Raw genomic sequence first — 1,151 nt, forward strand, 5'->3', positions numbered from 1 at the left:
GAGCGCCGTCCTCCAGCTGGCCGGCGCCGTCGGCGATCCGCCCCGCCCCGTCGGCCGCCTCGGCCGCGCCCGCGGCGAGCTGGCCGGCGCCGTCGGACAGCCGCAGGTTGCCGTCGTGCAGCTGGTGCGCGCCGTCGGTGAGCTGCATCAGCCCGGCGATCAGTGAGTTGCCGCCGGCGATGATCTGGTCGACGCCGTCGCTGAGGCCGTTGACGCCGCCGCGCAGGGTCTCGTCGGCCGGCGTGTCGTCGGGCTCGCCGATGCCGCCCTGCACGGAGCCGACCACGCCGCTGACCAGCTGGCCGACGCCCTCGTCGAGCAGGTTCAGGCCCTGCAGCAGCCCCGGCTCGTCGCGGTCGCAGACGTCGGCGGCTCGGTTGGACAGCCCGCACTGGAGCCGCAGCAAACCGGCCAGGACGCCGTCGCCGCTGGTCAGAGCCGCCTCCAGGGTGTTGAGGCCGCCGTAGAGCGTGGTGTCGTCCATGGGGTCGTCCGGGTTGGCCAGGCCGCTGCGACCGTCGGCGAGCTGGTCGCGCAGTCCGGCGAGCACCTGGTCGGTGATCACGTCCACGTCGTAGCCGAGCGCCGGACGCCCGGTGTTCAGCAGAATCGCCTGCTCGGGCGTGTAGCACGGCGGCCCGAACCCGCTGGTCTTCCGGTCGGCGATGTCCTGCAGGACGACGACGGCGCAGCCGAGTCGCTGGTACGCGCCGGGCTCGGAGGCCGACTCGTTGTAGACGCCGTCGGCCATCTGCCGCAGCGCCGGGACCGCGCGCTCCTCCAGCCCGACCCGGATCTGCTCCAGGCCGCCGAGCAGCGTCCCGTCCTCGTCGACGTCGCCGATACCGGCGCGCAGCCGGTCGATGCCGTCGACCAGCGGCTGCGCCTGCTCGGGTAGCCCGCCGATGCCGTCGTAGAGCCGGGTGAGGCCCGCGTCGACGCGGTCCAGGCCGGACCCGACCTGCTCCAGGCCTCCGATCAGCTCCGGCGCGCGGTCGCCCGCGGTCTCCAGGCCCTCGGCCAGCCGACCGGCGCCGGCGGCCGCGTCGGTCGCGCCGTCGGCCAGCTGCGACGCGCCGGGTGCGAGGCGTCCTTGCAGGCCGGCGGCGAGCTCGGCTCCCCCGTCGGCGAGCTGCCCGGCGCCCGGCACC

1 pseudogene is annotated in these 1,151 nt (G+C 75.8%); it reads right to left on the reverse strand.

Going from position 1 to position 1,151, the window contains the following annotated elements:
* Positions 1-1,151: pseudogene (locus DY240_RS22600) on the reverse strand (hypothetical protein); the annotation flags it as partial.

The sequence above is a fragment of the Jiangella rhizosphaerae genome (assembly GCF_003579925.1).
Taxonomy (GTDB): Bacteria; Actinomycetota; Actinomycetes; order Jiangellales; family Jiangellaceae; genus Jiangella; species Jiangella rhizosphaerae.